Below are 25,205 nucleotides of genomic sequence, written 5' to 3'. Positions count from 1 at the left end.
AATTAAATACTCGCGATTTCTTCAGCGGTGAGCGGGCGATACTGACCGGGCGCCAATTGTGGGTCGAGAAGGATAGCGCCAACGGATTCTCTGTGCAGCGCCACAACATGGTTGCCGGCGGCAGCGAACATACGTTTTACCTGATGATAACGTCCCTCCTGAATTTCCAGTAAAGCTTCATGGCTGTTCAGAATGGTCAGTTCGGCGGGCAGCGTAAGGTCTTTTTCATTGTGCAGCTGCACGCCTTGTTTGAATAAATCAATAAGCGCTTCGTCAATCGCCTCGGTGGTGGTTACCCGGTAGCGTTTTTTACAGGCGCGTGTGGGGGCTGTCACACGGTGATTCCATTGGCCATCATCGGTTATCAGCACCAGCCCGGTGGTGTCGCCATCGAGGCGACCGGCAATTTGCAATTCACTTTTGCGCGGCATGTCGAGTAAATCAATAACGGTAGGGTGCGCCGGGTCTGTATTTGCACAAATTACACCAGCGGGTTTATGCAACATAAAATAGCGAAGCCCCGCCGCTTGAACAGGCGTATCGTCAACACTTATCTGGTCTGTGGCCGCAATTTGATAAGCGGTATTTTTTTCAACAACGCCGTTAACCCGAATGCGTGATTGTCTGGCCATGTACTGAATTTGCTTGCGGGAGTAATCGCTGTTATTGCCTATAAATTTGTCCAAACGCATATCAAATATCTCCCAGCCAGCACGATGGAACGGCATCTTGCCATGACAGCGCGCTGATGACCCGTCTGAATGTATCATCCAGTGGTGCGTTAATGATGAGTGGTTGTCCGGTGATCGGATGTGTGAAGCCAAGCCGGGTTGCAGCCAGCAATAGTCGATGCGCCGAAAAATGTTCCTGAAAAAAGCGGTTGTGAACACTTTTACCGTGTTTGGCATCACCAATGACCGGGTGGCTAATATGCTTCATATGACGGCGAATTTGATGTTTTCTGCCGGTTTCGGGGTGACATTGCACCAGTGAATAGCGCGCGACAGGGTAGCGATCCACCGCTATCGGCAACTCAACCTTTGCCAAACACTGAAAGCGGGTAACCGCGTCCTGGGCGGCTTTATCGGCGTCTGCCAGCCGGTCTGTTTTTTTGTCGAGTTCTTCTTTGAGTGGGTGATCAATCAGGCCTGCCTCCGGCGTATGGCCGCGCACCACCGTAAGATAGGTTTTGCTGGTTTGACGGTCGGCAAACAAACTGCTGGCAGCGCGTGCCGCATCGGAGGAGAGCGCAAAGAGCAGTACACCGGAAGTGGGTTTGTCGAGGCGGTGCAGCGGGAAGACATGCTGCCCCAATTGATCGCGCAATAATTGCATGGCAAAGCGGGTTTCGGAGCGATCAATCATGCTGCGGTGAACCAGCAGGCCGGAAGGTTTATTGATGGCAACCAGCCAGTCGTCCTGATAAAGAATGTCGAGCCTTTCCTGCTGTGCCATAAAAGCGGTTACGCCAAAAAGAGAATCAATAAAAAAATTCAGGCGCCTGAGCGCCTGAAAGAAAGTGCATTAAATAATCTGCGGGATTTATTCGGCGGCAGCAGCCGATTGCTCGCTGCACTGCCAGCCCCAACCCCGTTGTTTTTCTACAAAACCTTGCGCCTGTTGCTCACACTGTCCTGCTTCGTTGTTGTAAGTCCACAGTGTTTCAGACTGGCCATTTTTTTCATAGCGAACGTTGCATGGCACGGTGTTGTCGCTATTTTGATAAACCACTTCGATGGTGCGTTCTTCATTCCCCTGGGTACATTGATAAATCACATTGGGGGCTGCCAGTGCAACCGAACAGAAGCTGGTAAGCAACATGGAAATAAATAACTTTTGCATGAACAATCTCCTTGTGACGAAAAAATATCAAAACCGGTTTTTAACAATATAGTCGGTTACTTCAAAAAGCACAGGTTTTTACACTTTTTCCTGCAAATGTTGTTGCTGCGCCCGCCTATTTTGCAGCTGAGCGGTTTTACCAAAACAGATTCGAATCGCGCCGTTCTTTGCGAGGTGTTTGCCGTGTCATAAAACGGCAAACACTTTCTGCTTTATAAGGGTTAACGCTTAACCGGCAATTTTTTTCTCGCCCGAATCGACGGTTTGGTAAATCAGCGTATTAATCGTCATGGGGCCAACACCGCCTGGAACCGGCGTATAAGCGGCAACACGGTCAACCAGCGGCTTCAATTCGATATCGCCCACACCGCCCGGGTGATAACCGGCGTCAACAACTACTGCACCGTCTTTAATCCACTCGGCTTTGATGAATTCCGGCTTGCCCACGGCGCCGACAATAATATCGGCCTGCTTGATCAGGTCCGGCAGGTTACGGGTGCGCGAGTGGCAAATGGTCACGGTAGCGTTGGCATTCAACAGCATCAGTGCCATTGGCTTGCCAAGAATAGGGCTGCGGCCAACAACCACGGCATGCTTGCCAGCGATTTCGATATTGTAAGCTTCCAGCAGGCGCATAATGCCTTTCGGGGTGGCGCAGCCATAGGCTTCCTCGCCCATGCTCATGCGGCCAAAGCCGAGGCAAGTCACACCGTCAACATCTTTTTCGGCGGCAATAGCATCAAAACAAAGGCGCTCATCAATCTGCTCTGGCACCGGATGCTGCAACAAAATGCCGTGCACGTTCGGGTTGTTGTTCAGTTCAACAATCTTCGCCAGCAACTCTTCCGTCGTCGTGGTGCCGGGCAATTCAACCTTTTGCGATTCCATGCCAATACGCTGACAGGCATTGCCTTTCATCTTCACGTAAGTGGCAGAGGCGGGATCATCCCCCACAAGAATCGTGGCGAGAATAGGCGTTTGGCCCTTGCTGCCTGTTTTCAGGCTGGTTACACGAGCAGACAACTCCTGTTCGGTTTTTTCAGCAAGCGCTTTGCCATCGAGAATAAGTGCCGACATATTATGATCCTGGTAGAGGTAAAAATTCAGTGCGGCATTTTCCCATAGCTTGTACGGGGTTCCAAGTAGCAGCGGGTGGTCCGGGCACATCAATGGTGCGCTTTTGGAGGATATAAAAAGAAGGTGTGTTTTAAAGCGGCAATAAGCAGCACAATATTTTGACGAGATGCAGAAAAAGAGGCTGGAAAACCGGTGCTGCAGAAAAAAGTATATAAGGGAGGCTATAGAAATAAATTTTCAGCGGCTTTGTGCTAAAGGATCAGGTGGGTAGCAACAGGGGTGAAGCAGAAGATATCACAGGGTTTGTTCTGTAATAGAAGTATTGGTAAAACCGGGTTTTGTAAGGTAATGCCTGGAGGGTATTTCGAAAGAGTGGGGTGGCTGATGGGGCTCGAACCCACGACCACTGGAATCACAATCCAGGGCTCTACCAACTGAGCTACAGCCACCGTAGCAATCAAATCCGTTTTAAAAATGCTCCCTGCAAATCTGTATTTGGCACGCCCGGCAGGATTCGAACCTGCGGCCATCCGCTTAGAAGGCGGATGCTCTATCCAGCTGAGCTACGGGCGCATTGCTGGATCCTAAACCTCGAAAGGTTTGAAAAAAGTGGTCGGAGTGGAGGGATTCGAACCCCCGACATTCTGCTCCCAAAGCAGACGCGCTACCGGGCTGCGCTACACTCCGACAAGAGACTCTCTATTTGTGCTTCGTCTCGAAGAGGTGCGCATAATACCCATGGGAATATCACTCGTCAACGAAAAAAATGAGAAAAACCAAAAGATTATGAAGTTTTTTATTTTTGTTCAGGATTTGTACACACATTGCTGCAAAAATATTCGGGCGCTTGTCTCTACCTTTATCTGTGTTCAGAATAGGTAGAAATCGTATCAGCAGGTTTAGCTATGAATAACCCCCAATTGCCCCACCTTATGAAATCCGGGATGCGCCGACTGGCTTCCGGCGTTTGCGTACTTTCTACCCGAACCGAGGACGATGAGCCTTTTGCCATGACGGTTTCATCGGTGACCTCGGTATCCGATAATCCCGCTTCTTTATTGGTGTGCATTAATAAGCAGGTTTCGCAGCAGGAACACCTTTCTGCCCTGGGTAACACCTTTGCTATTAACATCCTCTCCCAGGCGCAGCAGGATGTATCCAACCGCTGCGCTGGCAGACACGATGAGAAAGATCGCTTTACGGTAGGCCAATGGGCTTACACCGAGAGTGGTATTCCTTATCTGGAAGACGCGCTGGCAGTATTTTTTTGCCGGGTTGACCTGGCCAGTGTCTACGGGACACACCACATCGTGGTAGGGTTGATTCATGATGTGAAGGTCGGTGATGGCGCTGTAGACCCGCTGGTGTACGTTGATGGGCGGTATGCACAACTTACCTGACTTATAAATCCGATCAGAAGGTGTTGCGCGCTGGCTATGCACGGCATGATAAAAAGACGATGAAAATTGCCTTTTTACGGTGCGTAAGCTCCGGGTTGTGCATTTTTAAAGCAGGAAAAACGGCGCATTTTTTTTCGTAGAATTATGAATCTTTTATGTTAAGCCTTTTTCACGGTTAATGATCACTAACCTTTTATGCACACCTTCGATGAGTTAATAAACAAGTTGACTGTTACTCAACCAATTTGATTTTTTATTGACTTTTTAAATTTATAACTTATTGAATTTTAAGGAAAAAAATAAATAAGATCAAAAAGTGATCAATCTGTATGCCTCCCAGCGATACTGCGGCTTTGAGACACTTTCCCAAAATGTATCCACGAACTTATCCACAGAAAATGTGGACAAATTGGCTGTAAAAAAATTGTGCAAAAAAGTTACAGTTGCGAGAGGATCCTGTTTTGCCACGTGTAGCGAATACACTTCCGCCGCTTTTTTGCTTACCGATATCAGGTGTTAATGTATGACGAAAGAATTGAAAGTGGCGGTACTCGGCGGCGGCAGTTTTGGCACCGCTATCGCCAATATTATTGCAGCCAACGGCCACCACACCCATTTGTGGATGCGAGATGCCTCGGCGGCGGCGGAAATCGAAGCCGCCCGTGAGAACAGCCGTTACCTGCCGGGTTACCGTTTGAATGACGGTTTGCACATCACTGCCGATCTGGTGAAAGCCGTGTCAGATAGCGACCTGGTATTTGTGTCTATCCCCAGCCATTCCTTTCGTCAGGTCACCCGCGACATTAAACCGCTGCTCAAAACAGATGCCATTGTGGTCAGTACCGCAAAAGGGATTGAGCCGGAAGGTTTCACCTTGATGAGCCAGATTCTTGAGCAGGAGTTGCCTGATCACCGCATTGGCGTATTAAGTGGCCCCAATTTCGCCAAGGAAATTGTTCAGCAACAGCAAACCGGTTCGGTAGTCGCCAGCGACGATGAGTCGGTAGCGGTGTGCGTGCAAAATACGCTGCGCTCGGAAACCTTCCGGGTATACGCCAACAGTGACCGCTACGGGGTGGAACTCGGTGGTGCTTTAAAGAATATTTACGCCATCGTGTGTGGCATGGCCGCTGCGCTGGGCGCAGGACAAAATACCCAGGCTATGCTCATTACGCGCAGTCTTGCGGAGATGGGGCGTTTCGCCAGCCATCTCGGCGCCAACCCCATGACCTTTCTCGGTCTGGCCGGCGTGGGTGATTTGATTTTGACCTGTACCTCCAACCTCAGTCGCAATTACCGTCTCGGCTATGCGCTGGGGCAGGGCAAGCCATTGGAAGAAACCGTTGCTTCGTTAGGGCAGGTGGCAGAAGGCGTAAATACGCTGAAACAGGTCAAACACAAAGCGGATGAAGCCGGCATTTACATGCCGTTGGTGTCCGGTTTGCATGCGATTCTTTTTGAAAATAAAAAGATTGCTGATGTCGCACGCGGTTTGATGTTAGGTGAAAATAACTTTGACGTTGATTATTTGGGGAAAAAATGATGAATAATGAAGAGCTCAAATCCAATCTGTTGTCCAGCAAACACTGGTTGCGTTTGCTATTTATGGTGTTGTTCGCGCTGTTGTTTCAGGTGGCAACGCTGGTGATGTGGGTGCTGGTTGTTTTGCAGTTCCTCTTCTCGCTGATTACCGGTCGAGACAATAAGAATTTGCGGACTTTTGGCGCATCGCTGTCTACCTATATCCACCAGACTTTGAAATTCCTGACGTACGTCAGCGATGAAAAACCTTTCCCGTTTGCTGATTGGCCTTCCGAAAATGAAGTAGTGACCGAAGCGGACGTTACTGTGGTGGTTGCTACACCGGTTGCAACGCCCGTGGTTGAAACCCCGGTCGATAGCAACAAGCCTTCTGCTACCGGTGGTCCGGAAATTGATCTGGGAACCCTGCCAGACAAACGCTGGTAAACGAGGATATCGTCGTGCAAATTTTTATTCTTCGTCATGGCCAGGCAGAGCCTTACCGGGCCGATGATGAGACGCGAAAGCTGGTAGATAAGGGCATCGAAGACGTCAAGCGTGTTGTGCAGCAGGCGTCGGCAGCATTAAGCCAGGTAGAGCGGGTGTTGTCGTCACCTTATATTCGCGCTCGCGAAACGACCAATGTCGCTTTGCCTTTTTTGCCGGTTTCCGCGTTTGATCTGCACGATTGGCTGGAACCATCCGCCAGCCCCGGTTTTGCCATCGCACAGCTTGAAACGCTGTCCGCCTCGTCAGTGTTGCTGGTGAGTCATCAGCCGCTGGTGAGCAAGCTGATTGAAGCCCTGTGTGGTTTGCTGCCAGGTTCGGTGGTCATGGATACCGCTTCGCTGGCGTGTATTGAGGCTGATCCGGTCGCCAGAGATTTTGGCAAACTGCGCTGGATAAAACATGCATACCCCTGCTGACGTCACAGCAGGGATTTTTCATTCCCCATAGCAGGAAGATCCATTGAGTCAGGAAATACGTTTTCAGCTGAATGGGCGTTGTATTGCTGCGCAAGTGTGGGGCAGCCCGGAGGGGCATCCGGTGTTGGCGCTGCACGGCTGGCTGGATAACAGCGCCAGTTTTTCCCTGGTAGCCCCTTTGCTTGACTCCCTGTATATCGTGGCGATTGATATGGCTGGCCACGGCCAGAGCGATCATCGTCAAACCGATGCGCCTTACAGCATCCTGGACGATATTCAGGATATTTTTTCGATTGCAGATCAACTGCAGTGGCAGCGTTTCAGCCTGCTGGGGCACTCGCGTGGCGCTATCATCAGCGCCTTGGCCGCTGGCACTTTCCCGGAGCGGATTGACCGGCTTTGCTTGATAGAAGGCATTTTTCCGGAGCCGGTTGCGCTTGACGCTGCGCCCGAGCAATTGGCCAATGCCATTAAAACCCTGCGCCATCTGGAATCCCGTCCCTTAAAAACCTTTGCAAATCCGGCGGCGGCCGGGCGGGCGCGCCAGCGGGGTATGTTTCCACTGTCAGAGCAGGCCGCGCATGTGTTGGCTGAGCGAGGCATTCGTGAAGTGGAGGGCGGTTTTCAATGGAGTACCGACCAAAAGCTGCTGGCACCTTCCGCGTATAAATTATCCAGGGAACAGATAGTCGCTTTTATGGATCGAATAGAAGCGCAGGCGGATTTGATTCTGGGTGATAAGGGCGTCACTGAGCTATTCCCCAATTTGCTCAATGACGTCAAAAAATTTCCCAATATACGCATCCACCATCTCGCCGGCGGCCACCATTTACATATGGAAGAAGCCGTAGCAGAAATTGCTGCATTAATTCGTGCCCTTATTTCAACAAACTGTCCGGACTCCGGAGGAAAATAACCGCATGCCACGACTGAAAAAAATGATAACTGCTGCGCAAGTGATGATATTAGCCGGAGCCGCTGTGCTTGGCTGGCAAGTGCCCGCTATGGCACAAACAACCCTGCAACTGGAGGATTATCACGGCGCTCGCGCGATGTTTCGCAGTCAGGAGCGTACCGAAGAGTATTCTCTGGCGCTCGGCAGCTACCGCAAAATCGAAGGCATTTGGCAATCCGAGCGCGAACAGCGCTTGAGTGGTGTATTAACCCGGGTAACCTATGAGTTGCCGGAAAACCACACTGCTGAAGCGGGCTTTGAATTTTATCTCTCCCGTTTGCAAGCCATGGACAAACGTGAGTTATTTTCCTGTAAGGCAAGATCCTGCGGTGCCAGCAATGCCTGGGCAAATAACCATTTCAAAATTTTGCAACTTTACGGGCAGGATCAAAATCAGTTCTATGCGGCGTATGAAGTCAATCGCCCCGGTTCTTCGCCCGCCTATGTTTCTCTTTATGCCGTGCAGCGTGGCAACAAGCGGGTTTACGTGCAAGTGGATATTCTTAACTCGGACAAAGTCGGCGATGACGTGGTTGCCACCAATCCGCAAACATTGATCAATGTACTGCAATCCAAAGGTTATTATGTTTTCCCGGATGTGGTGGTTGATGGTGCCGATGGCAAACCTTCATTGCAATCCGGCGAAAAACATCTGACATCGCTGGTGCGGGTGTTGCAGCAGCACCCGGCGTGGCGAATTGCCTTAACCGGGCATGATTATCACGGTAAAAATCTTGCCGAACAGCAACAATACTCACTCACTTACGCCAACCAATTAAAGGCTGCTCTGGTGGCCAAAGGTGTTAATGCCGCACGTATTGAAACCCACGGGCTGGGCAGTCTCGCTCCGGCCGGGCGCTCCGGTATGGGCGGGCGGGTAGAGGTGGTTTTGTTGCCATAATGCGGCACATTTTTTTAAATATTTTTAACATGATCAGCGGGTTGTCGAAAAACGTTTAAAAGAAGCCGGCGTATGGCAAACGTTTTTGCGGCAGCTCGTGTACAAGCCGTTATCTGGAGTTTATAGCAATGCCTGCTACTGATTGGAAAAGTGCCATTCATGAATTGAAAACCCTGCGCGATTATATCCGCTGGGGAGCCAGCCGCTTTCGGGCGGCTGAATTGTATTTCGGGCATGGCACCGACAATGCTTACGACGAAGCCGAGTTGCTGGTGTTGCATGCAGTTCATTTTACGCCGCCGGTGGACGATCACTGGCTGGATGCTCGCCTTGTTACCGAAGAGCGCGAACGCATTGTGCAATTGTTTGAGCGGCGCGTTAACGAGCGCATCCCCGCTGCCTATTTGATCGGTGAAAGCTGGTTTGCTGGCCTGCCTTTTAAAATTGATAGCAATGTATTGGTGCCGCGCTCTCCTATTGCTGAATTGATTGAAAAGCGTTTCGAGCCATGGCTGACCGAAGAGCCGGAATATATTCTGGATTTGTGTACCGGTAGTGGTTGCATTGGCATCGCCTGCGCTTACGCCTTTCCTGAGGCCGCGGTAGATTTAAGTGATATCTCCCCTGAGGCGCTGGCGGTGGCAGAGGGCAATATTGCCGCTCATCATCTGGAGGATCGGGTGCGTGCTATTCAATCGGATCTTTTCTCCGACCTTAACTCCCTGCGTTATGACCTGATCGTTAGCAACCCGCCTTATGTAGATGCTGACGACCTGGCCGAAATGCCGGCCGAATATCATGCAGAGCCGGCCATCGGCCTGGCATCCGGACCGGACGGGCTCGATTTTACCCGCCGGTTGTTGCGTGAGGCCGAAGCCCATTTGAGCGAAAATGGCATGTTGGTGGTTGAGGTGGGCAACTCCTGGGTAGCGCTGGAAGAAGCCTATCCGCATATTCCTTTTACCTGGTTGGAGTTCGAGCGCGGCGGGCATGGGGTGTTTGTACTGACCTCCGGCCAGTTGCGCATGGCAGCAGAGCAGGGTTTGTTGTAATCCGCCAAACAACCGGCGAGGGCAGGAATGGCTCTTGCCGCCCGGTTCACGTATAATTTTTCGCTTGTTTTTTCCAAAGTGGTAAGGTCGATTCCGTGCCCTGCAGGCACCGGATCTTATTATCCCGGTCTCCCTTACCGCTTCGCCTTCTACAGAGCCTCTTTCTATGTCTGGTAATACTTTTGGCAAATCGTTTACGGTCACGACTTTCGGTGAAAGTCATGGTTTGGCGTTGGGCTGTATCATTGATGGTTGCCCACCGGGTCTGCCGCTCACCGAAGAAGATATTCAGGTTGATCTGGATCGCCGCAAGCCGGGCCAATCCCGTTTTACCACCCAGCGTCGTGAAGATGACGTAGTGAAGATTCTCTCCGGCGTGTTTGAAGGCAAAACCACCGGTACACCAATCGGCTTGCTAATTGAAAATACCGACCAGCGCTCCAAAGACTACAGCAACATTAAAGACCAGTTCCGCCCCGCTCATGCTGATTACACCTACATGCACAAATACGGTGTGCGCGATTACCGTGGCGGTGGCCGCTCTTCTGCTCGTGAAACTGCCATGCGGGTCGCTGCGGGTGCCGTAGCTAAAAAATACCTTAAGGCCGTTGCCGGCATTGAAATCCGCGGTTATCTCTCGCAGCTGGGCCCGATCAAAATTGAATCGGTCGATTGGGAGGAGGTAGGGCGCAATCCTTTCTTTTGTCCGGATGCCAGCAAAGTACCGGCGATGGAAGAATTTATGAAAGCCCTGAACAAAGAGGGTGATTCTATTGGTGCCAAAATTACTGTGGTCGCCACCGGTGTAAAACCGGGTCTCGGTGAGCCGATTTTTGACCGGCTGGACGCAGAAATCGCCCACGCGCTGATGAGTATTAACGCCGTAAAAGGCGTGGAAATTGGCGATGGTTTCGATGTGGTTAATCAGCGCGGCACACAACATCGCGATGAAATAACGCCGGAGGGTTTTCTCTCCAACCATGCGGGCGGTATTCTCGGTGGGATTTCTTCCGGCCAGGATATTGTTGCCCACATTGCGCTCAAGCCAACCAGCAGCTTGCACATTCCCGGGCGCAGTGTTGATGTGCAGGGTAACCCGGTAGAAGTGATCACCAAAGGGCGTCATGACCCTTGCGTTGGTATTCGTGCCACGCCGATTGCGGAGGCGATGTTGGCGATGGTGTTAATTGATCATTTGCTGCGTAACCGTGGCCAAAATGCTGATGTACACGCTGGTGTACCGGTTATTCCTTCTCAAGCCTGATATTGAATTTGCAAAAATAATCGCCGTTAGCAGCGGCGATTATTTTTGAATCACGTTTTTATTTGCAAGTCGTATTTTTCGGAGACTTTCCGGATGAATGATCTACGCGTTACCCTGGTTCAATACGATATTCTCGCCAATAACCCCGCACAAAATCTCGACAACCTCTCTGCAATGTTGCAGTCCATTGAAGCAACTGACCTTATTGTTCTGCCAGAAGTATTTACCACCGGTTTTTGCAAAAGTGCTCGTGACTACGCAGAAGCACCGGACGGTCGCGCTTATCAATGGCTGGCCGCAGAAGCAAAAAAACATAACGCGGTGGTTACCGGCAGCCTGGTCGTGCTGGAAAATGGCGACTACTACAACCGCATGGTCTGGATGCAGCCGGACGGACAATACACCGAATACAACAAGCGCCATTTATTTCGCATGGCAGGTGAGCACCTGCGTTATCGCGATGGTAAAGAGCGGGTGATTGTAAGCTGGCGCGGTTGGCGGGTGCTCTTGCAAGTCTGCTACGACTTGCGTTTTCCGGTGTGGTCTCGCAATCGTAACGATTATGATCTTGCAGTTTACGTGGCTAACTGGCCTGCTGCCCGAGCACTGCATTGGAAAAGCCTGCTGCCGGCGCGCGCCATTGAAAATCTCGCTTATGTTATTGGTGTAAACCGCATCGGTACCGATGAGCATCTGCAATATTATTCCGGTGATAGTGTCATCACCGGCCCGGACGGTAAAACACACCTGCAACCGGAATCGACCGCAGGCTGCTTTACTGAAAATATTTCGCTATCTTCACTGCAAGCTTATCGTGAAGCGTTTCCTGCGTGGATGGATGCTGACGAGTTTGATATTCGCACCTGACAACGACTGAGAAAGTTCCTGTTATACCTTTGGTCTATAGTAAATGGAGAAATCCTTTAATCTTTTTACGGAAGGCTATTTTTTTACCAGGTAAATTTCCAGAGGGGTGGCCTATGAAAGACCAAAACGACACCGGATTCACCTGTGCCATACAAATTCATGCATCGCAAGGTCGTGTGTGGCAAGTTCTTCTCTCACCCGAAAAATGGGGTGAGGCTTTTGGAGAAGGTACTTTGGTGGATGTGGTGTGGGAAGAAGGTGCGAGCATTATCTGGAAAGATGCCGAAGGTAATATCGGTGCCAATGGCCGCGTAGAAAGAATTCAGCCCCCCTGTTTGTTACAGCTGCGTTACTACGACGATGTAATGCCTGCAGTAGATGCTTCGTTGGGCGACTACTATGAAAAATTTACTATCACTCGATCCAGTGAAAATTTTTCACGGTTTGAGGTAGAAGTAGGGGGCGTTGGCGAAGAGAATGCCGCTTTCCATCGAAAGCTTTGGATGCAGGCAGTGGAACAGATAAAAAAATTGGCAGAGGACGCGGATTTTTTATAAGGATGCTTTTAGTGAAAAATTTTATTTTATGAACAGCGCTGGCAAACGCCCACCTTTTTAACGCCCGAATTTACTAAAAACTCTTTCTTATTGCATAATTTTTTTCGCTAATTATGCTGCTATGCCCTGCAATTCAGCCATACCTTTCAGCAGAATTTCGTTAAAAATACCAACTCTGGTATTTCGAGGGGATCAAATCAAAAACTTCAGGAAATTCACGTCAGATCCTTGGCGTCTTCGTGCACAGGTATCAGATCCCGGGTGTCCCGGTAGCTCCTGCCAATACCGATTCGATCCGAATTTCCGCGCTGAATAGTCAGGCTGATTTTTGTGCATCCTGATTGATTATCTGTCTCACTTAACCGGCCGGATAATTGACGCTTCTTATAGCTCATTTCGTAAAAACACAAAAATCAATGGGGTTTTTCGAATAGCAACGACTCTTTATCGCCTTAATTGGTGCTCGTACAGGATAGAAGGCGAAAAAAGAGTGCTATGGATCACAAATTTTTCTTGACGTTATTGTAAGTGTCGATTTATTTTGCAATCTGGTTTGGCTTACTGTTTGGAATTGCCAACCAATGTGACCCTGAATTTTGAACGTTACTTGCCAGTGCGCTCCACCTGATTGCGGTTGAGGTGTGGTAATAGCATAGAGACAATCAATATTTGTTGATAAGTGGGATAACCACATCTTTGTACATCACCATGGCAATTCACACGCCTGGCTGTTTTATCCATTGGAGCGTTTATGATTTTGTTTGGTTCACGTTGGTGGCATACCTGCATTGGTAGCCTCTTGACCTTATTTCTCATCGGTGCGGCAGCACAGTCCCAGGCAGATACTGTTAATTATATTGAAACTCAGGTTAACGCTCAGAATGACGTGGTCGGACTTGACGGCATTAGCGATATTGCAGTAAGCCCCGATGGTAAATTTGTTTATGCCTCGTCCTATAGAGCGAGTGCGGTCAGCGTATTTGAGCGTAATCTGCTAAACGGGCAACTGACCTACCGCAGCACCATTACCGGTGCGATAGCCGCCTTTAGTGTCGATGTCAGCGGCGATGGTGAAAGTGTCTATGCCGCATCACCTACAGGAGGCAAAATCTTTGCCTATTCCCGCAATGCAGAAACCGGGGCCCTGACAGTGGTAAATAGTGTGGGAACAGTCGGCGGTACCGCTGGTTTTGTTTCTGTCAGTGTCAGCCCGGACAGCAAGCATGTTTATGGTGTGGGCGGCCAGCCGAGTGGGTTGGTTGTATTTGGTCGGGATCAGGAAACTGGCGATCTGACCGTACTGTTCGATTACAAAGATAACGTCGATGGTCATGAGCTTGGACAGCAATTCAGTCCTACCTTCAGCCCGATCAAAAATATCGTCACCAGTGCCGATGGACAATTTGTCTATGTTACCTCAACAGTCGATAGTGCAATTACCCTGTTCAGCAGAAATGCCACTACCGGTGCATTAACCCAGGTTGCTGTTTATAAAAATGGCACAAACGGAGTCGATGGTATTCTGACAGCCTCATCCGCCAAACGCTCTCCGGATGGCAAACATTTATATGTCACCGGGCAAAGTGAAAACTCCGTAGCCGTGTTCAGTATCGACAGCACAACGGGCGAACTGACTTATCTGGATAAGATGACAAATGGTGCCGGTGGTATTGAAAAGCTGACTGGAGCCCGCAGCCTGGCAGTGAGTCCGGATGGCCGTTATGTGATGGTCAGTGCGATAACAGCTAATGCCCTTACTATATTTTCACGTAATGCATCTACCGGCTTGCTGACATTGGATAGCGTAGTCAATAACAATGCAAATAGCGTAATAGGTCTGAGCGCCCCCTCAGGAATGAGCACTGACCCGCTAAACCGCCATCTGTACGTCGCAGGTCAAGCAGACAGTGCTCTTGTTGTGTTTTCTTTACCAACACCAGCAGTAAGCCTGACAACAACGACAGCAACGGCTCAGGTTTCAGGCGCTGCGGTAACATTGGATAATGCGCTCTCCATTTTTGATTCAGACAGTACTCATCTGCTCTCTGCAACCGTATCCATTACCAGCGGCTTTATCAGCACAGATACGCTGGCAGTGCAAACGGTTGCAGGTATCAGTGCATCCTATGATAGCGCTGTTGGCATATTGACATTAAGCGGTAACGCCACACTGGCCGATTACCAGACAGCATTAAGAAGCCTTAGCTACCAGGCTGGCGCCGATCCCTCTCTGGCAGCAGGAGCAAGTTCTTCAAGAAACATCGCATTCTCGGTTACAGATACTGACAATAACACCAGTGCACCTGCCGCAATCACAGTAGCTGTAGAAAAACCGGACGGCTTTACCGTCACGTTTGTTGACTGGGATAGCGCGGTATTAAGTTCGCAGTTGATTACTTCCGGTGGTGCAGCGACAGCCCCAGCAGCGCCAGGCCGCACTGGCTACGGGTTTACCGGCTGGGATCTGGCTTTTGACAATGTAACGGCTGATTTGACGGTGACGGCCCAGTACACAATCAACACATACAGAGTGACTTTCAATCTGGATGGCGGTAGCCGTACCGGTGGTGGCACCTTAACCCAGACGGTAGATTATGGTCTGGCAGCGACAGCACCAGTATTTACCGGGCCGGCAGGTACAACCTTCACTGGCTGGAGTACCGTTTTCGATACAGTAACCGCCGATTTGACCGTGACCGCTCAATACAGTATCAATAGTTACAGCGTCATTTTTAATCTGGATGGTGGTAGTCGTACTGGTGGCGGTGCCTTGGCACAAACCGTTAATTACGGAGAGGCAGCAATAGCCCCCGTGTTGAACGCTCCGGCAGGAAAAACCTTTAGTGGCTGGAGCGGCAGTTTCGATAATGTTACGGCCAACCTCACCATCACAGCCCAATACACAATCAATACCTACACAGTGACTTTCAATCTGGATGGCGGTAGCCGCACCGGTGGCGGTGCCTTGGCGCAAACCGTTAATTACGGCGAGGCAGCAACGGCTCCAGTGTTGAGTGCTCCGGCAGGAAAAACCTTCAGTGGTTGGAGTGGCAGTTTCGATAATGTCACCGCTAATCTCACCATCACAGCCCAATACACAATCAATACCTACACAGTGACTTTCAATCTGGATGGCGGTAGCCGCACTGGTGGCGGTGCCTTGGCGCAAACCGTTAATTACGGCGAGGCAGCAACGGCACCAGTATTTACCGGACCGGCAGGTACAACCTTCACTGGCTGGAGCGGCAGTTTCGATAATGTTACGGCCAACCTCACGATCACTGCACAATACGCAGCCAATACCTTCACAGTAACTTTCAATCTGGATGGTGGCAGTCGTCACGGTGGTGGCGCTTTAAGCCAGGCCGTAAGTCATGGTGGGGCGGCAACAGAGCCGGTGTTTGCACCGCCTGTTGGTAAAACCTTTTCCGGCTGGAACCGCAGTTTCAACAATGTTACGTCCAATCTCACCATCACTGCGCAATACACATTGAATAGTCATACTGTAACGGTGAACGTGGTGGGTGATGGGGTCGTGACGCCGAATACACGGCAAGTGCCGTCAGGTTCTGTGGCAACCTTTACGTTGAATTTGATGCGTGCCGGTGATTATGTTTCCCTGGGTGGTAGTTGTAATGCTGCTTTGTCAGGTAGCCAGATAGTTACTGCGGCTATTACTGCTGACTGTGTCATTAATGTCTCTGTTCACGCCTCACTGGAAATCAACAATGATACCGACAAGCCTCTCGTTAGCAGTGAACCTGGCCGTTTCAGAGTGCTGGGTGGCGTTGGCGAAAAAACATTAACAGAGGCATTGCTCAAGCGTGCGGGCAAGGAAACTCTGCTTGAACCTGCGGTTGCCGAGTCGTTGATCAGTGCGCAGGCCGATGGCAGCTATGTGTTCAGTAGTAACCTCACTGGCCGCTATACCTTGACCTTTGTCGATGTCGTATCTGGTGAGCGTGGCCAGGTGAGCTTTGATGTATTACCTTATGTTGCGTTTACCTCCAGCAGACAACCTGTGCAGCAAGATGTTGCTACCACTCTGCGTGTCTGGCTGAGTGATGAACCGATCGATTACCCGGTGGTAGTAGATTTTACAGGTACCGGTGCCCGGTTGTCGGTTGAGCGATTTGAACTGACCGAAGAAGATAATTTGCTTCGCACCTTCAATGTCGTGGCAATTGCCGATGGCGCGAGCGTGAGCCTTCAGCAAGAAGGGTTGGTCAAAGCACGGGTTGGTACGCCTTCTGTACATGACCTGACTGTGCAGCAGCAATTGCCTTCGTTAGCTCTGCGTGTGGTATCCGAGCAGAATGGACAGCAAAGTACCGTGGTTAATGCGATGGGCGGTGAAGTTGTTTTGAATGTTGCAGAATTGAATGATGGCGCCGCTACTTATGAATGGTCATCAGACGGTTTGATTTTAATCCCGAACGGTGACAGCGCCAGTTTTAATCCGGCAATGGTACCGCCAGGTGTTTATATCATCACTGTGCATGCTACTACTCTGGATGGTCGCACAGGTCGGTATGACCTGGCGCAGCGCGTTGTTGCTGACTGCGAAATTGGAAGTTGCGAAAATACGGGTACCAGTGGTATTCCGGCCAGTGTTAATCCATTCGCCGCAGCGCCAAATCGTATTCCTGTTTGCCCGAATGTCAATGAAGCGGCTAACCGCGTAGAGAGTTGCCGCACAATAGGCAGCGAGGCACTTTATGCAGAAGTACCAAGAAACTACGCCTTGTCTATTGGCGAGCTGTCCGGAAATCAGTCCTGGGAAACTGGCCAGTTTGGTATTGCGGTCAATGATCAGTCGCTAAGTGACCCTGGTTATGACCACCTGGGTGCCACCCTGAATTTTGATGTGACAGGTCTGGAGCACGCCGGTGAGGCAGTGTCTGTTGCGATTGGTTTGCCAATTGGTACACTCATTCCCGAAAAAGCCGTATGGCGCAAATTCATTGACAACCAATGGCATGACTTTGTCGCTGACGATCACAACCAGCTCCACAGTGCCAGTCGCAATGCTTTGGGTCAATGTCCGGGTGTTTCCGCCGATAGTTGGCAGGAAGGTCTGGTTCAAGGTTTGGATTGTGTGCGCCTGACTATTGAAGACGGTGGCCCCTATGATGCCGATGGTGTTGCTAACAGTGTGATTCGCGACCCGGGTGTACTCGCGGTGGCATTGGCAACTGAAGAGCCCAAACCTCCGGTAACTCCAACTCCGCCGGTCAATGAAGGCAAGGGCAAGTCCGGTGGTAGCCTGGGCATGATCAGCTTGCTTCTACTAGGACTGATGGGTGTGTTCCGCTCACGCAGACTACGGAATAGAGTCGCCCTGTCGATCTGATAGCCCGGAGTATTGCAAAACCCCACTTTGTAAAAGTGGGGTTTTTTTATGGTTCTCCAGCCGGTTTTTGGATAGCAAAATATATTGTTAATAAGCACGAGCTGAGCATTCAGTACAGATAGGGAATATGGATAATAAAATGGAAGAAAAACTGTTTGACGCTGCTTTGAATCTGATCAATGCACGCTATCCCTCTGGCTGGGGTGGAGCGGCTGCACTGGCAACAGAAAAATATTAACCAGCGTTGCACCGGATACAAAAAATGATGCTTTGTCATTGTGTATGGAAACCGGTGCGTGTATTGAAGCACATAAAATTAACGAAAAAATAACGCACTCTCTGTGCTTGTGTCGTGAGTCCGAAGTTTCTGAAATTATCATTTTAACGCCTTGCGGAATCTGTCAGGAGCGCCTGTCTCACTGGGGCGGTGATGTTGCTGTTGCGGTGAGTAACAATGAGAACAGGCTGGTCTTTAAAACACTGCGAGAACTCATGCCTTACCATTGGTCTATGGTAAATGGGGCTGCTCTGTAGTTCTTATCAGTCACGTGGTTTAGCGCGTCAGCACTTCGCAGGAAGTATGGAGCATAAGTGCCAAAAATCACCAGGGTTTGCCTGTTTTATAGAGATTCAGGTGGAGACTGTTTTAAACAGAGAGGTGCTATTTTCTATCAGCGCTGTGGGAAAACTTCTTGATAGTCATACAGTCTGTTGCGACTAGAACAAGTATCAACATGTGGGAAAAATAAATCGGATATTGATGTGTTCTACGATTGGCCGCATCTATAACTGTTTGATGTGCCTTTATGATAAGTACCCGGTTTTTATTCGGGCTAAACCAGGGGAGGCGGCTGCCTCCCTCGGCTGCTTTTTTGACGATTAAAAATGCAACAACAACGCCGCATAAGGTCCTTTCAAGCTCACATCTGCCACGACGCTTTCATCAATGTCGAATGACATTTCGCGGTAGCCCAGTTCTACGCCCAGGTCGATTGCACCATCAAACAGGTAGCGAACTTTGGCGGTGTAGTCGCTGAGGCGGTTGCCGTCGTATTTTATAAAGCTGCCTTCAACACCGGCGGCGAAGCCACTGAAGGGCAGGTGGAACATGGCTTTGGCGTAAACCAGCGGGATGGTTTCATCCAGTTTGGCTTTTTCGCTGGCGTAAAAACTGCTGGCTTCAACGTAGCCGTCAAAACGTCTTACATTCAACCCCAAATCCAGTTCAACGGTATTGTCCAGCAGCTGATAATAAAGAATCAGGTCTGTGTGGCTGAGGTCAACGTGGGTGTCGACTTCGGTTCCCGGCAGAAAGCTGGTGCCATCCAGCGTAAAGAAGTCGCTGATAGTGGCGCTTTGCGAGCTGGTGATGTCGGTGTATTGCAATTTGACGTTGGGGATTAAGGGGACACCGTGCTCCAGTGCCAGCGAGTAAAAATTGTTATCACTTTCGCGCAATCGCAAATCACGAACGTTGATAGACGGGTCACCAAGGTCACCGTGGTAATCGGCATTCCAGCGACCCACTTCGGCGTGAATACCGAGCAAGCTGTCACTGAAGGCGAGTGGCGATAACAGCGATAAGGCCAGCGCCGGGATGATTTTTTTCATGTGGGTTCCTCTTCAGGGATAAATAAAGTCAGGGATAAATAAAACCAAGGATAATTAACGGGAATTTTACGCAAGAAAATTCACTAATACTGCAAGCCTAAAAGACATTGCGCCTGACCAACGCTTTTTTTTCGGGTTTCGTTGGCTGTGTCATAAAATTGCGTGAAATTATGATGCTGGCGTCTGTTTAAGGCTCTCCAGAAAGCGGCTGGCAGCGTTATTAAGGCTTCGTTGCCGGTGGTAAATACAACCGAGCGGACGGGTCAATGTGGGTGTGTCGACATCAAGTGATGAGAGATTTTTATCCAGCATGGTTTCTGGCAGTACACCCCAGCCCAGCCCAATGGACACCATCATTTTTATGGTGTCGAGGTGGTTGGTTACCATGGTGACATCCAGTGTTTGCTGTTGCTGATCAAATACCTTGCGCACCAGTCTGGTCGTGTAGGTGTTGGCGTCGGGCATGATTGCCGGAAAACCGGACAAATCTTCAATACTGATGTGTTTGCGCGCTGTGAGCGGGTGGCCCGGGGCGGCGACAAATTGCAGCCGGTCCATCCAGAGTGGCTGCGAGCTTATGCGCGGGTCGTGCTCTTCGGCGAGGGTAATTACCGCCAGATCAAAGCGGCCTTGCAGAATTTCCTGGTAGGCCTGTTCCGAATCGAGAAAGTGCAAGTCGAGTTTCACATCCGGGTAACGCCTGGAGAAGTCTTTCAGCCAGGGTGGCAAGCGGTGCAAGCCAATGTGGTGGCTGGTAGCGATGCTGAGTTTGCCGCGAACCTCGCCTTGCAGATCATCAATGGCGCGTTGGGCGTCGGTAACCGCTTGCAGAATTTCCCGCGCCCAGGGCAGCAAAACCTGACCTGCCTGCGTGGGTGCAATCTGGCGCCCGGCGCGGTCAAATAGCAGCACGCCAAGTTGCTCTTCCAGCAAGGCAATGCGTTTGCTGATAGCTGGCTGGGTCAGGTGCAGATTTTCCGCTGCGGCCGAAAAGGAGCCGGTTTCGGTCACTGCGATAAATGCTTTCAGAGAACGACTGTCCATAATGAATGATGTATTCCTATTTGGAATTCAATGTATAAAAATTATAAATTTGTTTTATGGCGGCTGTCTATTTATCATGCACAACGAACAACCGGTAAATGTCCTCGACGATATTTACTCATAAACATAGCGTTGATAAGACGCACCGTGAGGTCAAAATGGTCGCAAAAACTCTTTATGACAAGTTGTGGGAATCCCACCTTGTACAGCAGCGCGATGATGGTTCCGCGTTGATTTATATTGATCGTCATATCGTCCACGAAGTGACGTCGCCCCAGGCATTTGAAGGCCTGCGTATGGCGGGCCGCAAGCCCTGGCGCGTAGATACCATTCTGGCTACCCCGGACCACAACGTACCCACGACCACCAAAGAGCGCGCGTTTGGCGTGAAGGGTATTCAGGATCCGGTCTCGCTGATTCAGGTACAAACGCTGGATGACAACTGCGATGAATTTGGCATCGTGGAATTCAAAATCAATGATCACCGTCAGGGCATCGTGCACGTAGTTGGTCCGGAAACCGGCGCCTGCTTGCCGGGCATGACGGTAGTGTGCGGCGATTCTCACACCGCTACCAATGGCGCCTTGGGCGCTTTGGCGCACGGCATCGGCACCAGTGAGGTTGAGCATGTGATGGCAACCCAGTGTCTGGTTGCCAAGAAAATGAAAAATATGCTGATCCGTGTAGACGGAAAATTGGGCGACGGCGTTACCCCGAAAGACGTGGTATTGGCCATTATTGCCAAAATCGGCACCGCCGGGGGCAATGGCCATGCCATGGAATTCGCCGGTGAAGTCTTCCGCGATATGAGCATGGAAGGGCGTTTGACCGTTTGTAATATGGCGATTGAAGCCGGTGCTCGTGCCGGTATGGTCGCTGTGGACGACATCACCATCGATTACGTTAAAGGTCGCACCTACGCTCCCAAAGGTGATGATTGGGAAAAGGCGGTTACCGCCTGGCGTGAGCTGGTCAGCGACGACGGTGCGCATTTTGATACCGTGGTTGAGTTGCGCGGTGAAGACATCAAGCCGCAAGTCAGCTGGGGAACCTCACCGGAAATGGTGGTAGCGGTCGATCAGAATGTGCCGGACCCGGCCAATGAAACCGATTCGGTAAAGCGCGAAGGTATGGTGCGTGCCTTGCAGTACATGGGCCTGAAAGCCAATCAGCCGATGACCTCCATCTATGTCGATCGCGTTTTTATCGGCTCCTGCACCAACTCCCGCATCGAAGATATTCGTGCAGCGGCAGCGGTGGTAAAAGGGCGCAAGCGCGCTGAGAGCGTGAAAGAAGCGATTGTTGTGCCGGGCTCCGGCGCAGTAAAGGCGCAAGCCGAAGCAGAAGGTTTGCATCACATCTTTATCGATGCCGGTATCGAATGGCGTGAACCGGGTTGCTCCATGTGTTTGGCGATGAACGCCGACAAATTGGGCGCTGGCGAACATTGTGCCTCTACCTCCAACCGCAACTTCGAGGGGCGTCAGGGGTATGGCGGACGTACTCACCTGGTGAGCCCGGCGATGGCAGCGGCGGCGGCAATTGCCGGTCACTTTGTTGATGTGCGTGAATTGAGGAGCTGAGTATGAAAAGTTTTACCTTAGTAACCGGTGTTGCAGCGCCCATGGATCGGGCCAACGTGGATACCGATATGATCATCCCCAAGCAGTTTTTAAAGTCGATCAAACGTACCGGCTTTGGCAAAAATCTGTTTGATGAGTTGCGCTATCTGGATGAAGGCCAGCCAGACAAGGAATGTACCGGGCGCCCGGTCAACACCGAATTCCCGCTGAATTTTCCGCGCTACCAGGGTGCGACTATTCTGTTGTCGCGCGAGAATTTTGGTTGTGGCTCCAGCCGTGAGCATGCCCCCTGGGCGCTGGACGATTACGGTTTCCGCTCGGTCATCGCGCCGTCTTTCGCCGATATTTTCTACAACAACTGCTTTAAGAATGGCTTGTTACCCATTGTTTTATCAGAAGAAATTGTAGATAAGCTGTTCAACGAAATGTACGCTGCCGAAGGGTATCAATTAACCATCGACCTTGCAGAGCAAGTCGTGGTTACTCCTGCCGGTGAGCGCTTTGCGTTTGAGCTGGATGCGTTCCGTAAACACTGTCTGCTGAATGGTCTGGACGATATTGGCCTTACGCTGGAGCATGCCGAGGCCATTCGCGCTTATGAAGCCCGTCGTCGGGTGGATTCGCCCTGGTTGTTTGACGCGGTAAAGTAAGGTAGCGTTGCGATTCAATAACAACAGCGCTGCATGAAAATGTAGCGCTGCTTTTTTGTGGGCATTCGGCATTGTCACAACCGTCAAGCCGGATGCAAAAATGGGTGTAACACCTGAGGGGAACGTTTTGGGTAAGCATATTCTGATTCTGGAAGGCGACGGTATTGGTCCGGAAATTGTTGCGGAAGCGCGCAAGGTACTGGATGTCGTCAACAGCAAATACACATTGGGCCTGAGCTTTGAAGAAGGTTTGATGGGTGGCAGCTCTATTGATGAACACGGTGTGCCATTAACCGATGAAACCCTGGAGCGCGCTCGCAAAGCTGACGCGATTCTGCTGGGTGCTGTGGGCGGCCCCAAGTGGGACAAGCTCGACCGCGCGATTCGTCCGGAGAAAGGCTTGCTGAAAATTCGTTCCCAGTTGGGCCTGTATGCAAACCTGCGTCCGGCGTTGCTGTATCCGCAACTGGTTGACGCGTCTTCGCTGAAGCCGGAAGTGGTTTCCGGTCTGGATATTCTGATTGTGCGAGAACTGGCTGGCGGCATTTACTTCGGTGAACCGCGCGGTATCCGCGTTCTTGAAAATGGCGAGCGTGAAGGTTTCAACACTTACAAATATTCCGAAAGCGAAATTATTCGTATCGGCCGTACCGCGTTTGAAATGGCGCGCAAGCGCAACCATAAAGTCTGCTCGGTCGATAAAGCCAACGTACTGGAAGCCACCATGTTGTGGCGTGAGGTGCTCGACACCTTGTCCGCAGAGTATCCGGATGTGGAGCTGTCGCACATGTACGTGGATAACGCGGCCATGCAGCTGGTGCGTGCGCCCAAGCAGTTTGACGTGCTGGTAACCGGCAATATGTTTGGTGATATTCTGTCCGACGCGGCAGCCATGCTCACCGGTTCCATTGGTATGTTACCATCAGCATCCCTTGATAAAGACGGGCGTGGTATGTACGAACCCTGTCATGGCTCGGCGCCGGATATCGCCGGCAAGGGCATTGCCAATCCGCTGGCAACCATTCTTTCGGTATCCATGATGCTGCGTTACTCGCTGGGCTTGCCGGATATTGCCGATGCCATTGAAGTGGCAGTGGGTAACGTGCTGGACCAGGGACTGCGTACAGCCGACATCTATACCGAAGGCACAATACGGGTATCGACCTCGCAAATGGGCGATGCAGTCATCGCGGCGTTGACCGCGTAAAACGATAACGGGATAGAGAGAGAAAGCGACATGAAAACAGGTTTTGTAGGTTGGCGCGGTATGGTTGGCTCGGTGCTCATGGATCGCATGCGCGCTGAAAACGACTTTGCTGATATCGAGCCGGTTTTTTTCACCACCTCCAATGTGGGTGGTGCTGCACCGGCGGTGGCCAGTGGTTTGCCGCCGTTGAAAGATGCTTATTCCATTGACGATTTGAAACAACTGGATGTCATTGTTACCTGTCAGGGCGGTGACTACACCAATGAAGTTTTCCCGAAGCTGCGCGCAGCCGGTTGGAATGGCTACTGGATTGACGCGGCTTCCAGCCTGCGTATGGACAAAGACGCCATCATCGTGCTCGACCCGGTTAACAATGACGTGATTAAAAACGGCATCGCAAACGGTGTGAAAAACTACATCGGCGGCAACTGTACCGTAAGTTTGATGCTGATGGGCTTGGGCGCCTTGTTCCGCGAAGGTCTGGTAGATTGGGTTACCTCCATGACTTATCAGGCGGCTTCCGGTGCCGGTGCGCAAAATATGCGTGAACTGATTTCCCAAATGGGCACGCTGCACAAGTCGGTAGCTGAGCAACTGGCTGACCCGAAGTCTGCCATTCTGGAAATTGACCGTATCATTGCTGAAACCATGCGCGGTGATGAGTTGCCCAAAGCCAACTTCGGCCATCCGCTGGCTGGCAGTCTGTTGCCGTACATCGACAAGCAATGGGAAACCGGCCAGTCCAAAGAAGAGTGGAAAGGGCAGGCAGAAACCAACAAGATTCTGGGTCGCAGCGGCAATCCGATTCCGGTAGATGGTTTGTGCGTTCGCATTGGTGCGATGCGTTGCCATAGCCAGGCGCTGACCATCAAGCTGAACAAAGATGTGCCTATCGCTGACATCGAAGCGCTGATTGCCAACTCCAACGAGTGGGCCAAAGTGGTGCCGAATGACCGCGAAAGCAGCTTGCGTGACCTCACGCCGACTGCCGTAACCGGCACTTTGTCTATCCCGGTTGGTCGTCTGCGCAAGATGAACATGGGGCCGCAATACATTTCTGCGTTCACCGTGGGTGACCAGTTGTTATGGGGTGCTGCAGAGCCGCTGCGTCGTATGCTGCGTATTCTGAAAGAAGCCTGATAGTGGCCTGAAACCTGCAAAAGAAAATCCCTGACAGATAACTGTCGGGGATTTTTTTTAGTGACTTAAAAGCCGCTGGTCGGATTTTCAGGAAAATCATCTGAAATTGTTTGAAAAGCGTTGCTATTTGCGCCATTTAGCGAAGATGAAAAAAGCGAAAGTATTGATAAAAGCCCATTTATACTGAATACTTACGCGAGATTTTGAAGCTATATTCGAGGTTTTCAACCGCTGTATGCTGCATCCGCTTTAAGT

The 25,205-nt window shown here is 50.8% G+C and carries 22 protein-coding genes and 3 tRNA genes; 16 read left to right on the top strand and 9 right to left on the bottom strand.

Translation table 11 applies throughout. From position 1 onward, the window contains the following. Positions 1-2: 2 nt before the first annotated feature. From rsuA to C4F51_RS10685, 7 genes are all read right to left on the bottom strand, one after another. Positions 3-692 carry a 16S rRNA pseudouridine(516) synthase RsuA gene (gene rsuA, locus C4F51_RS10715; RefSeq protein ID WP_193909653.1) on the bottom strand — a complete coding sequence of 230 codons (690 nt, stop codon included), beginning with the start codon at positions 690-692 and terminating at the stop codon, positions 3-5. Between the two features lies 1 nt (position 693). Next, positions 694-1,455: a tRNA pseudouridine(65) synthase TruC gene (gene truC / locus C4F51_RS10710; RefSeq protein ID WP_193909651.1), complete on the bottom strand. Its 762-nt coding sequence runs from the start codon at positions 1,453-1,455 to the stop codon at positions 694-696. An 87-nt stretch (positions 1,456-1,542) separates the two neighbouring features. After that, complete coding sequence (locus C4F51_RS10705) at positions 1,543-1,842, bottom strand: hypothetical protein (RefSeq protein ID WP_193909649.1); 300 nt, start codon at positions 1,840-1,842, stop codon at positions 1,543-1,545. A 228-nt stretch (positions 1,843-2,070) separates the two neighbouring features. Further along, a complete protein-coding gene (gene folD / locus C4F51_RS10700; RefSeq protein WP_193909647.1) occupies positions 2,071-2,919 on the bottom strand; it encodes a bifunctional methylenetetrahydrofolate dehydrogenase/methenyltetrahydrofolate cyclohydrolase FolD in 849 nt (282 codons plus the stop codon). 373 nt (positions 2,920-3,292) lie between these two features. Next, a tRNA-His gene (locus tag C4F51_RS10695) sits at positions 3,293-3,368 on the bottom strand. Between the two features lie 47 nt (positions 3,369-3,415). Next, positions 3,416-3,492: transfer RNA gene (locus C4F51_RS10690), tRNA-Arg, on the bottom strand. 37 nt (positions 3,493-3,529) lie between these two features. Continuing rightward, a tRNA-Pro gene (locus C4F51_RS10685) sits at positions 3,530-3,606 on the bottom strand. Between the two features lie 218 nt (positions 3,607-3,824). Between C4F51_RS10685 and C4F51_RS10680 the strand changes: the two genes are divergently transcribed. From C4F51_RS10680 to C4F51_RS18405, 12 genes are all read left to right on the top strand, one after another. Next, positions 3,825-4,319 carry a flavin reductase family protein gene (locus tag C4F51_RS10680; protein ID WP_193909645.1) on the top strand — a complete coding sequence of 165 codons (495 nt, stop codon included), beginning with the start codon at positions 3,825-3,827 and terminating at the stop codon, positions 4,317-4,319. A gap of 523 nt (positions 4,320-4,842) precedes the next feature. After that, positions 4,843-5,862 carry an NAD(P)H-dependent glycerol-3-phosphate dehydrogenase gene (locus tag C4F51_RS10675; RefSeq protein ID WP_193909643.1) on the top strand — a complete coding sequence of 340 codons (1,020 nt, stop codon included), beginning with the start codon at positions 4,843-4,845 and terminating at the stop codon, positions 5,860-5,862. After that, complete coding sequence (locus tag C4F51_RS10670; RefSeq protein ID WP_193909641.1) at positions 5,862-6,287, top strand: DUF4389 domain-containing protein; 426 nt, start codon at positions 5,862-5,864, stop codon at positions 6,285-6,287. The genes C4F51_RS10675 and C4F51_RS10670 overlap by 1 nt, the downstream gene beginning before the upstream one ends. A 14-nt stretch (positions 6,288-6,301) precedes the next feature. Next, the gene (gene sixA / locus C4F51_RS10665; RefSeq protein WP_193909639.1) at positions 6,302-6,766 is read left to right on the top strand and encodes a phosphohistidine phosphatase SixA; all 465 of its coding nucleotides are present in this window, start codon (positions 6,302-6,304) and stop codon (positions 6,764-6,766) included. Between the two features lie 43 nt (positions 6,767-6,809). Then, positions 6,810-7,682 carry an alpha/beta fold hydrolase gene (locus C4F51_RS10660; RefSeq protein ID WP_202987665.1) on the top strand — a complete coding sequence of 291 codons (873 nt, stop codon included), beginning with the start codon at positions 6,810-6,812 and terminating at the stop codon, positions 7,680-7,682. Between the two features lie 4 nt (positions 7,683-7,686). After that, a complete protein-coding gene (locus C4F51_RS10655; RefSeq protein WP_235992320.1) occupies positions 7,687-8,622 on the top strand; it encodes a DUF4892 domain-containing protein in 936 nt (311 codons plus the stop codon). A 128-nt stretch (positions 8,623-8,750) separates the two neighbouring features. Next, positions 8,751-9,674, top strand: coding sequence for a 50S ribosomal protein L3 N(5)-glutamine methyltransferase (prmB, locus tag C4F51_RS10650; protein WP_193909638.1), 924 nt, complete (start codon positions 8,751-8,753; stop codon positions 9,672-9,674). Positions 9,675-9,840: 166 nt separating this feature from the next. Continuing rightward, the gene (aroC, locus tag C4F51_RS10645; protein ID WP_193909636.1) at positions 9,841-10,938 is read left to right on the top strand and encodes a chorismate synthase; all 1,098 of its coding nucleotides are present in this window, start codon (positions 9,841-9,843) and stop codon (positions 10,936-10,938) included. Positions 10,939-11,031: 93 nt separating this feature from the next. Continuing rightward, a complete protein-coding gene (locus C4F51_RS10640) occupies positions 11,032-11,805 on the top strand; it encodes an amidohydrolase (RefSeq protein WP_193909634.1) in 774 nt (257 codons plus the stop codon). 113 nt (positions 11,806-11,918) lie between these two features. Then, positions 11,919-12,362 carry a hypothetical protein gene (locus tag C4F51_RS10635; RefSeq protein ID WP_193909632.1) on the top strand — a complete coding sequence of 148 codons (444 nt, stop codon included), beginning with the start codon at positions 11,919-11,921 and terminating at the stop codon, positions 12,360-12,362. 799 nt (positions 12,363-13,161) lie between these two features. Continuing rightward, positions 13,162-17,715 (top strand): beta-propeller fold lactonase family protein, encoded by a 4,554-nt coding sequence (locus C4F51_RS10630; RefSeq protein WP_193909630.1) that lies wholly within the window; start codon positions 13,162-13,164, stop codon positions 17,713-17,715. 282 nt (positions 17,716-17,997) lie between these two features. Then, complete coding sequence (locus C4F51_RS18405; RefSeq protein WP_407926920.1) at positions 17,998-18,249, top strand: cytidine/deoxycytidylate deaminase family protein; 252 nt, start codon at positions 17,998-18,000, stop codon at positions 18,247-18,249. Between the two features lie 345 nt (positions 18,250-18,594). On the opposite strand, the gene C4F51_RS10620 is transcribed toward C4F51_RS18405, so the two are convergent. Both C4F51_RS10620 and C4F51_RS10615 read right to left on the bottom strand, forming a co-directional pair. Continuing rightward, a complete protein-coding gene (locus C4F51_RS10620) occupies positions 18,595-19,326 on the bottom strand; it encodes a TIGR04219 family outer membrane beta-barrel protein (RefSeq protein WP_193909628.1) in 732 nt (243 codons plus the stop codon). 168 nt (positions 19,327-19,494) lie between these two features. Next, entirely contained in the window at positions 19,495-20,370 is an 876-nt protein-coding gene (locus tag C4F51_RS10615) for a LysR family transcriptional regulator (protein ID WP_193909626.1), read from the bottom strand. A 158-nt stretch (positions 20,371-20,528) separates the two neighbouring features. Here C4F51_RS10615 and leuC point away from each other — a divergent pair, with 158 nt between their 5' ends. The 4 genes from leuC (at position 20,529) to asd (ending at position 24,950) form a co-directional block, all read left to right on the top strand. Continuing rightward, the gene (gene leuC, locus C4F51_RS10610) at positions 20,529-21,953 is read left to right on the top strand and encodes a 3-isopropylmalate dehydratase large subunit (RefSeq protein WP_193909624.1); all 1,425 of its coding nucleotides are present in this window, start codon (positions 20,529-20,531) and stop codon (positions 21,951-21,953) included. 2 nt (positions 21,954-21,955) lie between these two features. Further along, the gene (leuD, locus tag C4F51_RS10605; RefSeq protein ID WP_193909622.1) at positions 21,956-22,603 is read left to right on the top strand and encodes a 3-isopropylmalate dehydratase small subunit; all 648 of its coding nucleotides are present in this window, start codon (positions 21,956-21,958) and stop codon (positions 22,601-22,603) included. A gap of 127 nt (positions 22,604-22,730) precedes the next feature. Next, positions 22,731-23,810 carry a 3-isopropylmalate dehydrogenase gene (leuB, locus tag C4F51_RS10600; RefSeq protein ID WP_193909620.1) on the top strand — a complete coding sequence of 360 codons (1,080 nt, stop codon included), beginning with the start codon at positions 22,731-22,733 and terminating at the stop codon, positions 23,808-23,810. Positions 23,811-23,840: 30 nt separating this feature from the next. Beyond that, positions 23,841-24,950 carry an aspartate-semialdehyde dehydrogenase gene (gene asd, locus C4F51_RS10595; protein WP_193909618.1) on the top strand — a complete coding sequence of 370 codons (1,110 nt, stop codon included), beginning with the start codon at positions 23,841-23,843 and terminating at the stop codon, positions 24,948-24,950. Positions 24,951-25,205 lie beyond the last annotated feature (255 nt).

This window comes from Cellvibrio polysaccharolyticus (assembly GCF_015182315.1).
Lineage (GTDB): Bacteria > Pseudomonadota > Gammaproteobacteria > Pseudomonadales > Cellvibrionaceae > Cellvibrio > Cellvibrio polysaccharolyticus.
This window is presented reverse-complemented; position numbering and strand designations above follow the sequence as displayed.

What these genes read in the sequence shown, in the direction of transcription:
- rsuA (WP_193909653.1), bottom strand. Translation starts at nt 692, where the DNA reads ATGCGTTTGGACAAATTTATAGGCAATAACAGCGATTACTCCCGCAAG.
- truC (WP_193909651.1), bottom strand. Translation starts at nt 1,455, where the DNA reads ATGGCACAGCAGGAAAGGCTCGACATTCTTTATCAGGACGACTGGCTG.
- C4F51_RS10705 (WP_193909649.1), bottom strand. Translation starts at nt 1,842, where the DNA reads ATGCAAAAGTTATTTATTTCCATGTTGCTTACCAGCTTCTGTTCGGTT.
- folD (WP_193909647.1), bottom strand. Translation starts at nt 2,919, where the DNA reads ATGTCGGCACTTATTCTCGATGGCAAAGCGCTTGCTGAAAAAACCGAA.
- C4F51_RS10680 (WP_193909645.1), top strand. Translation starts at nt 3,825, where the DNA reads ATGAATAACCCCCAATTGCCCCACCTTATGAAATCCGGGATGCGCCGA.
- C4F51_RS10675 (WP_193909643.1), top strand. Translation starts at nt 4,843, where the DNA reads ATGACGAAAGAATTGAAAGTGGCGGTACTCGGCGGCGGCAGTTTTGGC.
- C4F51_RS10670 (WP_193909641.1), top strand. Translation starts at nt 5,862, where the DNA reads ATGAATAATGAAGAGCTCAAATCCAATCTGTTGTCCAGCAAACACTGG.
- C4F51_RS10655 (WP_235992320.1), top strand. Translation starts at nt 7,687, where the DNA reads ATGCCACGACTGAAAAAAATGATAACTGCTGCGCAAGTGATGATATTA.
- prmB (WP_193909638.1), top strand. Translation starts at nt 8,751, where the DNA reads ATGCCTGCTACTGATTGGAAAAGTGCCATTCATGAATTGAAAACCCTG.
- aroC (WP_193909636.1), top strand. Translation starts at nt 9,841, where the DNA reads ATGTCTGGTAATACTTTTGGCAAATCGTTTACGGTCACGACTTTCGGT.
- C4F51_RS10640 (WP_193909634.1), top strand. Translation starts at nt 11,032, where the DNA reads ATGAATGATCTACGCGTTACCCTGGTTCAATACGATATTCTCGCCAAT.
- C4F51_RS10635 (WP_193909632.1), top strand. Translation starts at nt 11,919, where the DNA reads ATGAAAGACCAAAACGACACCGGATTCACCTGTGCCATACAAATTCAT.
- C4F51_RS18405 (WP_407926920.1), top strand. Translation starts at nt 17,998, where the DNA reads ATGGAAACCGGTGCGTGTATTGAAGCACATAAAATTAACGAAAAAATA.
- C4F51_RS10620 (WP_193909628.1), bottom strand. Translation starts at nt 19,326, where the DNA reads ATGAAAAAAATCATCCCGGCGCTGGCCTTATCGCTGTTATCGCCACTC.
- C4F51_RS10615 (WP_193909626.1), bottom strand. Translation starts at nt 20,370, where the DNA reads ATGGACAGTCGTTCTCTGAAAGCATTTATCGCAGTGACCGAAACCGGC.
- leuC (WP_193909624.1), top strand. Translation starts at nt 20,529, where the DNA reads ATGGTCGCAAAAACTCTTTATGACAAGTTGTGGGAATCCCACCTTGTA.
- leuD (WP_193909622.1), top strand. Translation starts at nt 21,956, where the DNA reads ATGAAAAGTTTTACCTTAGTAACCGGTGTTGCAGCGCCCATGGATCGG.
- asd (WP_193909618.1), top strand. Translation starts at nt 23,841, where the DNA reads ATGAAAACAGGTTTTGTAGGTTGGCGCGGTATGGTTGGCTCGGTGCTC.